Origin of the sequence: Mesorhizobium intechi (assembly GCF_002879535.1) — a bacterium.
Taxonomy (GTDB): domain Bacteria; phylum Pseudomonadota; class Alphaproteobacteria; order Rhizobiales; family Rhizobiaceae; genus Mesorhizobium; species Mesorhizobium intechi.
The window spans coordinates 1-9,062 of the sequence record NZ_PNOT02000158.1 but is presented as its reverse complement, the minus strand read 5'-3'; the positions used below and the strand labels follow the sequence as shown (position 1 = coordinate 9,062).

General features: G+C 62.9%; 9 protein-coding genes and 1 pseudogene. 5 read left to right on the top strand and 5 right to left on the bottom strand.

Going from position 1 to position 9,062, the window contains the following annotated elements:
* Nucleotides 1-166: 166 nt before the first annotated feature.
* From C1D09_RS13370 to C1D09_RS13350, 5 genes are all read left to right on the top strand, one after another.
* On the top strand, nucleotides 167-718 hold the full coding sequence (locus tag C1D09_RS13370) for a sigma-70 family RNA polymerase sigma factor (RefSeq protein WP_143974769.1): 552 nt from the start codon (nucleotides 167-169) through the stop codon (nucleotides 716-718).
* Nucleotides 715-1,488, top strand: coding sequence for an anti-sigma factor family protein (locus tag C1D09_RS13365; protein ID WP_143974768.1), 774 nt, complete (start codon nucleotides 715-717; stop codon nucleotides 1,486-1,488). The genes C1D09_RS13370 and C1D09_RS13365 overlap by 4 nt, the downstream gene beginning before the upstream one ends.
* A 23-nt stretch (nucleotides 1,489-1,511) precedes the next feature.
* A complete protein-coding gene (locus C1D09_RS13360) occupies nucleotides 1,512-2,228 on the top strand; it encodes a Bax inhibitor-1/YccA family protein (protein ID WP_143974767.1) in 717 nt (238 codons plus the stop codon).
* A gap of 162 nt (nucleotides 2,229-2,390) precedes the next feature.
* Complete coding sequence (locus C1D09_RS13355) at nucleotides 2,391-3,275, top strand: aldose 1-epimerase family protein (RefSeq protein WP_143974766.1); 885 nt, start codon at nucleotides 2,391-2,393, stop codon at nucleotides 3,273-3,275.
* A gap of 38 nt (nucleotides 3,276-3,313) precedes the next feature.
* Nucleotides 3,314-4,093 carry a pyrroline-5-carboxylate reductase gene (locus C1D09_RS13350; protein WP_143974765.1) on the top strand — a complete coding sequence of 260 codons (780 nt, stop codon included), beginning with the start codon at nucleotides 3,314-3,316 and terminating at the stop codon, nucleotides 4,091-4,093.
* A 22-nt stretch (nucleotides 4,094-4,115) separates the two neighbouring features.
* Here the strand turns inward: C1D09_RS13350 and C1D09_RS13345 are convergent, their stop codons facing one another.
* The 5 genes and pseudogenes from C1D09_RS13345 to C1D09_RS13325 form a co-directional block, all read right to left on the bottom strand.
* Complete coding sequence (locus C1D09_RS13345; protein ID WP_143974764.1) at nucleotides 4,116-5,024, bottom strand: agmatinase; 909 nt, start codon at nucleotides 5,022-5,024, stop codon at nucleotides 4,116-4,118.
* A gap of 484 nt (nucleotides 5,025-5,508) precedes the next feature.
* On the bottom strand, nucleotides 5,509-6,327 hold the full coding sequence (locus tag C1D09_RS13340) for an MBL fold metallo-hydrolase (protein WP_143974763.1): 819 nt from the start codon (nucleotides 6,325-6,327) through the stop codon (nucleotides 5,509-5,511).
* A 3-nt stretch (nucleotides 6,328-6,330) separates the two neighbouring features.
* On the bottom strand, nucleotides 6,331-7,125 hold the full coding sequence (locus tag C1D09_RS13335) for a TatD family hydrolase (RefSeq protein ID WP_143974762.1): 795 nt from the start codon (nucleotides 7,123-7,125) through the stop codon (nucleotides 6,331-6,333).
* Entirely contained in the window at nucleotides 7,125-8,678 is a 1,554-nt protein-coding gene (metG, locus tag C1D09_RS13330; protein ID WP_143974761.1) for a methionine--tRNA ligase, read from the bottom strand. Before metG ends, C1D09_RS13335 begins: the two co-directional genes overlap by 1 nt.
* Before the next feature lie 90 nt (nucleotides 8,679-8,768).
* Nucleotides 8,769-9,062 (bottom strand): annotated as a pseudogene (locus C1D09_RS13325) (DNA polymerase III subunit delta'); the annotation flags it as partial.

Below are 9,062 nucleotides of genomic sequence, written 5' to 3'. Positions count from 1 at the left end.
CCGATTTTCGCAGCGACGGCCACCGATGGGTGTTGCGCGCTTGCGGTGTGACTACACCCAAACCGACAAAACCACTTCGCCCCTAAGAGCGGGCGGGCGGGGGCTACGAGCGCAATCCTCCGGCGAACCGCCAAAAAATGGCGCGGGTCGGGATTAAAATCCCCACATGCTCCGTAAACAGGGCATGAAACGGTCGATGCCGCGCTTTGACATCATAGGACAGCTTGGATCGCTGCGGCGCTACGCGCAGTCGTTGACGCGCGACAGCGCGGATGCCGAGGACCTCGTGCATGATGCGCTCGTGCGCGCCTATGAGCGGCGCGGCACCTTCCGCTCTGGCGGAAACCTGCGCGCCTGGCTGCTGTCCATCGTCCACAACGCGTTTATCGACCGCATGCGCTCGCGCCGCTCGGAAGCCGTGCGCATCGAACAGGCCGGATACCTCGCCGATGCCGCTACCCCGGCGCCGCAGGAACATTCGGTGCGCCTGGCGCAGGTGCGGGACGCCTTTTTCAACCTGCCGGAAGAGCAGCGCTCGGCGCTGCACCTGGTCGCCATCGAAGGGCTTTCCTACCAGCAGGCGGCCAATGCCACCGGCGTGCCGCTCGGTACGCTGATGTCGCGCATCGGCAGGGCGCGCGCGGCACTGCGCCAGATGGAAGGCGCCGCCCCGGTGCGCGGAAGAAATCATCTCAGGATCGTGGGAGGTGAGCCATGAGCGCTCTTGTCGACCCTGTGACGGACACCGACCTCGACGCCTATGTCGACGACCAGCTCGATGTCACCCGCCGCATCGAGGTCGAAGCCTTCCTGTCGACACGCCCGGAGGCCGCCGCGCGCGTCATGTCGGATCTGCGGACCCGCGATGAACTGCGCCTGGCGCTTGCAGGCTCCAAGGGCATGGCGCGGCCGGCGACCGCTGACGCGGCGCGGCGCCTGGAGAGGGGCCTTGTCCGTGGCCGCATCTTCGGCGTGCTGCAGCGTGCTGCTGCCGTTGCCGCCTTCGTTGCCGCCGGCTGGCTGGCAAACGGCATCATCGGGCCGATGTCGGTGACCAAGGTCGTCGCGTCGCCGCAGCCGCCCGCCTATGTCGACGAGGCGGTGCGCGCGCACCGGACGACGCTGGTGCGCGAGACCATGCCCTCGCAGCCGGAAGCGCCCAACTACAGTGCCGGCGAGATCCGTGCGGCGACCGCAATCGTCATGCCGTCGCTGCCAAAGGACTGGAAGGTGCGCGACGTGCAGATCTACCCCTCGCGCTTCGGCCCGAGCGTCGAGATGGCTGTCGACACCAAGGACATGGGCCTGGTGTCGCTGTTTGCGATCCGGCCGGGAACCTTCGACGTGGTCAAGCCCACCGTCGCGCCGTCGGGCGACATTTCCTCGGCCTATTTCCAGATCGGCGAGGTCGCCTATGCGGTGGTCGCGAGGAGCGGGGTTCATGATCTCGACCGCGCCGCCGAGACGCTCGCCAGAACGCTTTACTGACCGATCCACAAAGGAGACTGCAAATGAACACGCCCAATCTGGGATATCGCGTCGGCACCGGCGCCCAAGCCGGAGCCGTCTTTGACGAGGGCCTGCGCCAGCATATGCTGCGCGTCTACAACTATATGGGCCTTGGCCTCGTGGTCACCGGCATGGTCGCCTTCCTGGTGTCGTCGACGCCGGCGCTCTACGTGCCGATCTTCTCGAGTCCGCTGAAATGGGTGGTGATGCTGGCGCCGCTCGCCTTCGTCATGCTCTTTTCGTTCAAGATGCAGACCATGTCGGCATCGAGTGCGCAGATGATGTTCTGGGCTTTCTGCGCGGTGATGGGCCTGTCGCTCGCCTCGGTGTTCCTGGTCTTCACCGGCACCAGCATCACGCGCACCTTCTTCATCGCCGCCACCATGTTCGGCGCCACCAGCTTCTATGGCTACACGACGAGGCGCGACCTGACGCAGTTCTCGTCGTTCCTGATCATGGGTTTGATCGGCGTGGTGATCGCCAGCATCGTCAACATCTTCCTTGGGTCGACCGCGCTGCAGTTCGCCATTTCGGTGATCGGCATCGCCGTCTTCATCGGCCTGACCGCCTGGGACACGCAGACGATCAAGGAACAGTACGCCGAAAATTTCGACGCGGAATCGCGCCAGAAGCTGGCTGTTTTCGGGGCTTTCTCGCTCTACCTGAATTTCATCAACATCTTCCAGCTGCTGCTGAACTTCACGGGCGAGCGCGAGTAGCGACTGTCCGCCATGGGCAAGGGCGAGGCCCGCCCTTGATGCGAAGAGGTGGCCGGAGGAGAAATCCTCCGGCCACAATTCGTTCCGGCCACACCTTGAGTCCCCAAGTGGTTTTGCTAGTCTGCCGCCGCACCAGCCTTCAACACGGGCCCGCGAGGACATGTGGCAGAGGACAGCCAAACGCTTCATGGCGACGGCATCTCGGTTGTCATAACCGGGCAGGGTGCCGAACTGGTTTCGCTGCAGGATGGGCGGGGATTTGAGTTTCTGTGGCAGGCCGGGTCGGAGTGGCGGCGCCATTCTCCGGTGCTGTTTCCGATCGTCGGCCGGCTGAAGGGCGATCGACTGCGCCATCGCGGTCGAACCTATCCGATGACGCAGCACGGCTTCGCTCGAGACAAACCGTTCACGTGGGAGGAGAGGGGACCCCGCTCCTGCACGCTGGTGCTCACCGACGACGCCGACACACGGGCGCATTACCCCTTCGCCTTTCGCCTTGCCGTCACCTATAGGCTGGACCGACAGCAGCTTGATGTGACCCTGCAAGTCACCAACACCGGCGACGAGATGTTGCCAGCCTCGATCGGTGCTCATCCTGCATTCAACTGGCCGTTGCTGCCGGAATTGCCCAAAGAGGCCTATCGGCTGACCTTTGCAGAGAGCGAGCCGGCGCCGGTTCGTCGCCTCAAGGACGGCCTTCTCGTCTCGGAACCGCAATCGACGCCCATCTATGGCAGAACGCTTGCGCTGTCCGAACGGCTGTTCGATGACGACGCCGTCATCCTGGATCGGCCCGCCAGCACCGGCGTGCGCTACGCAGCCGACCACGGCCCGGCGATCGAGATGTCATGGCGGGGGGCCGAGGAACTGGGCATCTGGTCCAAGCCCGGCGGCGCGCCCTTCCTGTGCATCGAACCCTGGCATGGTATTGCAAGCCCGACCGATTTCGATGGCGAATTCACTCATAAACCCGGCGTGATGCTGATCGAACCGGGGGCTAAGCGTTCGCTGGACTACCGGATCGGCCTGGAGCAGGGGCTCCCGTGATTGTCGGAGCCGGAAAGACCAACGCGGTGGAGCATCGGATGAAACTCGGCTTCATCGGTGCAGGGGCGCTGACTTCAGCCATTGTCACTGGGCTCAAATCCGTCGACGGCGATCCGGTATCGGTGGTGTTGTCGCCGCGCAATGCAGAGGTCGCGGCGAACCTCGCTTCCCGCTATCCGAATATACGTGTTGCCGCCGACAATCAGGCGGTGCTCGACGACTGCGATACCGTCATGCTGGCCGTCCGGCCGCAAAATGCCGGCCAGGTGCTGACTGAATTGAAATTTCGGCGCGACCATCACCTCATCAGCCTGATCGCCACGCTGTCACACGAGGAAATAACCGGCCTGACCGCACCCGCGAGCCGCGTGACCAAAGCGTTGCCCATGCCGATGATCGCCCGGCGGCTGGGGGCGACGATCATCTACCCGCCAGATCCGGATGTGAGCGCATTGTTCGGCGGGCTGGGGAAGGTGATCGAGGTCGAAAGTTCCAGCGAGTTCGACGCGTTGAGCGTCGTGACCGCGACCTATGCCACCTATTTCAAGTACCTCGATACGATCCATCGCTGGCTGAAAGCGCATGATGTGCCTGACACCAAGGGGCGTGACTATATCGCCGCGCTCTTCATGGCGCTCGGGCACGCTCCTGAGACGGCGCCCGATGCGGATTTCACGCATCTGGCGCAAGATTATGCGACCCGTGGCGGCATCAACGAGCAAGTCCTGAACGAACTCGCGGCCCGCAACGTCTTCGATGCACTGGCGGAGAGCCTGGACGGCGTGCATCGGCGCATTTCAGCGGCGGGCGCCACGTGACCGGGAACGTTTGCCATCGGTTTCAACCTTGCCTGGCGATGGTGCCGATCACGTTGACCAGAAGGCGCGCGGCGATCTGAGCCGACAGGCCGCCAATGTCGGCGGGCGGATAGAACTCGACAAGGTCGAATCCCGTGATCCTCGCTCGCTTGCCGAGTCCGGCGATCAGGTCGGTCGCCTGCGTGTAGGATAGGCCGCCGGGCGTACGCGCCGCCACGCCCGGCATGATACCGGGATCGAGGCTGTCGCAGTCGAAAGTGACGACCACCCGTGCGCCTTCCGGAATATGCCTGAGTGCCACCTCCACACCGTGCGCATGAACCTCGCGCGCCGTCACGAAACGGCTGCCATAGTGCCGCGCGGTTTCGATTTCGGCGAGGCGCGCGCTGCCGACGCCGCGCAGGCCAACCTGCACCATGCCGGCGACATGCGGCATCTCGCTTGCCCTTCGCATCGGGCTGGAATAGCCGTGGCGTTCTCCATGCACCTCGTCGCGCCAGTCAATATGGGCGTCGATCTGCAGGATCCAGATCGGTCCGTGACCGGCAAAGCCGGCAAGGAACGGAATGACGACGGAATCGTCACCGCCAAGCAGGATCGGCACGGCCGGCAAGGCAAGGACCTCGCGCGTCTTCGCCTCGATCCGGGCTCTGTTTTCGGCATTGTCGTGCAGGATGGTCGCGATGTCGCCGGCATCGACGCAGCAGACCGGCTTGCCGTCGAACAACGGGCCGCCAAGATCGAAATCCCAGTGCCCGACAAGCGGGGCGTCATCCTGACTGGCCGCACGGATGGCGTCGGCCGCCAACGCATGGCCGCTGCTGTCCTTGCCGGGATAGGTGCTGCCGTGGCCGGCGCCGAAGATCACCGCGCGGGGCACGCTGTCGGCGAGACGATCAGGAAGGCCGAGAAAGGTAGACAAGGCTGTCATTGCTTGATGGTCCCGAATATGAATTCCAGCGACGGCAGGCTAGTTGCTTCGTCGCTTCGAAGCCATCGCCGAAATCGCAGGCGGCAAGCGGGAAGTGTCGCATCTCTGACTGGGGCTACTGTCGCATTGCATTGCCAAATAGCCGCTACCCAAAAGTCGCATAAGATAGATTATGGAACTACCGCATTAGCTAGTGTCTGGGAATTGCCGTTGATTTTGATAGGCTTGGCGAAATTGCGTTGAGCTAACGGCCGACGCGTCACGCCGCGCCGATGCCGACAGCTGGCTGATGCTGCACGAAGACAGGCGGCGGTGCTCGGTGCTCATGGCGACGCACGCAGAAGCACTGCCTTATCTCCGCATGAGCTATGAACGGATGGATCGTCGAGCGGGACCTGCATATGGGTCAGTACGACATTCCTCAGCTTCTCGATCCGGCCGATCACCCCAAAGAGCAGAACACCTTTATGAGGGCCCGCTCGTATCACGCTGATTCATAAGGAATTTCGATCACCATGCCATCATAGGCCGGGGTGACGTTGGCCGGCACTTCGCCCTTGACCGTGGCATAGTCGAGCGGCACGTGCATATGGGTCAGCACGGCATTCCTCGGTGTCAGCTTCTCGATCCAGCCGATCGCCTGGCCGAGCGACAGATGGCTGGGATGGGGATTGTACTGCAGCGCGTCGATGACCAGCATTTCCAGGCCGCGCAGCCGCTCGGCGGTGGTGTCGGGAAAGTCGCTGATATCAGGGCAATAAGCAAGGCCGCCGATACGGAAGCCGAGCGAGATGATGTCGCCGTGGATCTGCGGCAGAGGTTCGAGGGTGAGGGCACCCCCCTCGCCTTGGATCATCACAGGCTTTGCGTGGTCGATGACATGCGCCCGCACGATCGGCGGATAGGAACTGCCCGGCGGCGTCTCGAAGCAATAGCCGAACGCCTGCCGCAGGCGTAGCATCGTCGGCTGGTCGGCATGAATGTCGATCAGGTGGCGCTGCTCGAGCACATAGCCGCGCAGATCGTCGATGCCATGGATATGGTCGGCATGGGGGTGCGTGTAGACGACCGCATCGATGCGTTTGACCGACGCAAGCAGCATCTGTTCACGGAAATCCGGCCCGGTGTCGATGACCACGGTGGTGCGGCCGCCATCGGCCGCAATCCGTTCGACCAAAGCTGCCGTGCGCATGCGTCGGTTCCTCGGGTTGGCCGGGTCGCAATTGCCCCAGTCGCCGGTGATGCGCGGCGTACCTGGCGACGAGCCGCAGCCGAGAATGGTGAGGCGCAGCCGGTCACTCATCGTTCAGGCGCCCAGTTCGGCAGGTCGCGGCATCTTGCCGAACAGGCGGAAGAAATTGTTCGTCGTCAGATCCGCGATTTCAGCTTCGCTGACGCCAATCGTTTCCGCCAGCACCTTCGCGGTGTGCGCGACATAGGCCGGTTCATTGCGCTTGCCGCGAAACGGGATCGGCGCCAGGTAGGGTGCGTCGGTTTCGACGAGCAGCCGGTCATGCGGCACGTCGGCGGCGATGGCGCGCAATTCGGCCGAGTTCTTGAAGGTCAGTATGCCCGAGAACGACACATAGCCGCCGAGCGAGACGCCCACCTCGGCCAACCGGCGACCGGAGGAGAAACAATGCAGAATGAAGGGGAAGGCGCCCTTCCCTGTTTCGTCATCGAGAATGGCTGCCATGTCGTCATCGGCATCGCGCGAATGGATCACGAGAGGCAGGCCGGTCTTGCGAGCGGCGGCAATGTGATTGCGAAATCCCTGCGCCTGCGCATCGCGCGGCGCCTTGTCGTAGAAGTAATCCAGCCCCGCTTCGCCGATGGCCACGACCTTCGGATGTGCCGACAGGCTGATCAATTCCGCAGACGTCACGTCCAACTCTTCCGCCGCATTGTGCGGATGGGTACCGACAGAGCAGTAGACATCGTCGAAAGTTTCCGCGATTTCAAGTATTTGCTGAAACCGCTTCACACGAGTCGAGATCGTTACCATACGGCCTATTCCGGCCGCTTTGGCGCGGGCGACAATGGCCGCCCGCTCCTCGGCGAAATCTGGAAAATCCAGATGGCAGTGGCTGTCGACAAGCATCAGGCGTTCGCGCTCGGCTGTTCGACGTAACGTGGAAATACGCCTTCCGGCGCCGGCAAGGCAGTACCCGGCACCAGCGCATGGTCGGCGTGGACATGCACGAAATCACGTTCGTCCGTGGGCACCGCCAGCAGGTCGAGCAGCTTCGCTGCCGATCCGGGGATGAAGGGCTGGCACAGCACCGCCACGCGCCGCACCACTTCGGCGGTCGTCCACAGCACCGTTTCCATGCGTTCCGGATCGGTTTTCTTCAGCGCCCATGGCGCCTGTCCAGCGAAGTATCGATCGGCTTCCGCCACCACATCGAAGATCGCCGCCAGTGCCAAATGAATGCTTTGTCCGGTCATGGCTTTGCGCGCGGTGGCGAGAGCGCTCACCGCCTGATCCAGGATCTCGCCGTCGGCTTCCGTCAAATCGCCGCGCTTCGGCACCACGCCGCCGCAGTTCTTTGCGATCATCGACAGCGACCGCTGCGCCAGATTGCCAAGTCCGTTGGCAAGATCGGCGTTGGTGCGGTTGACGATCGCTTCATGGCTGTAGCTGCCATCCTGGCCGAACGGCACCTCGCGCAGGAAGAAGTAGCGCACCTGGTCCAGACCGTAATGCTCGATCATGGTGAACGGGTCGATGACGTTGCCGACCGATTTCGACATCTTCTCGCCGCGGTTGAACAGGAAGCCGTGGCCGAAAACCCGCTTCGGCAGCGGGATGCCGGCCGACATCAGGAAGGCCGGCCAGTAAACCGCATGGAAGCGCACAATGTCCTTGCCGATGATGTGAGCGTCGGCCGGCCAGAACCGCCATTTCTCATCGTTTTCATTGGGATAGCCAACCCCGGTGATGTAATTGGTCAACGCGTCGACCCAGACATACATCACATGCTTGTCGTCGCCCGGCACGGGCACGCCCCAGTCGAAGGTAGTGCGTGAGATCGAAAGATCCTTCAGTCCCGATTTGACGAAACTCATCACCTCGTTGCGGCGCTCGGCCGGGCCGATGAAGTCGGGCTGGCTTTCATAAAGCGCGATGAGCTTGTCCTGGTAGGCCGAGAGGCGGAAGAAGTAACTCTCCTCCTCGACCCATTCAACCGGCGTTCCCTGCGGCCCATAGCGGACATTGTCGGGACGGACCTCCGTCTCCTCCTCGCCGTAATAGGCTTCGTCGCGCACCGAGTACCAACCGGCATAACCGCCCTTGTAGATGTCGCCATTGGCGTCCATCGCCGTCCAGATCGCCTGCGAGGACGCATAGTGCCGCTCTTCCGTGGTGCGGATGAAATCGCAGTTGGAGGCGTTGAGCGCGGTCGCCATGCGCTTGAAGTCGGCCGAGTTGCGATCGGCCAGCTCGTGCGCCGAAATGCCTTCGCGCTTCGCCGTCTGCAGCATCTTGATGCCGTGCTCATCGGTACCGGTGAGGAAGAAGACCTGCTTGCCGTCGTGGCGCTGGAAGCGTGCAAGCGCGTCGGTGGCGATCAGTTCGTAGGCATGGCCGATATGCGGCTTGCCGTTTGGATAGGAAATCGCGGTCGTGATGTAGAATGTGTCGCGTGACATGAATGAACCGTCATGAATGTCCGAATGAATGTGAGGCGGTGGATATCGCATCGAGACAGCGATTGCCATCCCGACACGAGGCTGGGCCAGTCACATTCGCATTGCGGAATTCAGCCGGTCGATCATGGTCAAGGCGTGCTGCTTCTTGTCTAGATTGTAGGTGTCGGTTTCAGATATCGCGTCCAGCGCCTCCTGCCAAGTGTCCGACAGCGTTTTCGCCCGTGCTAGGTTGCCGGCGAGCGCAGCACGGCTCGCAGCATCCGCCAAAAGGTCGAGCGCCCGGCGGTTGAAGATATCGAACTGGATCGCCTGGTCGCGGCCGGCGACGGCTTCGGCAAGCCGATAGGCGCCGCCGATATCGCTCTTTCCCTTCGCCACCAGCGC

Excerpts from the sequence above, each read along its gene's own strand:
- C1D09_RS13365 (WP_143974768.1), top strand. The coding sequence starts at position 715 with ATGAGCGCTCTTGTCGACCCTGTGACGGACACCGACCTCGACGCCTAT.
- C1D09_RS13350 (WP_143974765.1), top strand. The coding sequence starts at position 3,314 with ATGAAACTCGGCTTCATCGGTGCAGGGGCGCTGACTTCAGCCATTGTC.
- C1D09_RS13370 (WP_143974769.1), top strand. The coding sequence starts at position 167 with ATGCTCCGTAAACAGGGCATGAAACGGTCGATGCCGCGCTTTGACATC.
- C1D09_RS13340 (WP_143974763.1), bottom strand. The coding sequence starts at position 6,327 with ATGAGTGACCGGCTGCGCCTCACCATTCTCGGCTGCGGCTCGTCGCCA.
- C1D09_RS13345 (WP_143974764.1), bottom strand. The coding sequence starts at position 5,024 with ATGACAGCCTTGTCTACCTTTCTCGGCCTTCCTGATCGTCTCGCCGAC.
- C1D09_RS13335 (WP_143974762.1), bottom strand. The coding sequence starts at position 7,125 with ATGCTTGTCGACAGCCACTGCCATCTGGATTTTCCAGATTTCGCCGAG.
- metG (WP_143974761.1), bottom strand. The coding sequence starts at position 8,678 with ATGTCACGCGACACATTCTACATCACGACCGCGATTTCCTATCCAAAC.
- C1D09_RS13360 (WP_143974767.1), top strand. The coding sequence starts at position 1,512 with ATGAACACGCCCAATCTGGGATATCGCGTCGGCACCGGCGCCCAAGCC.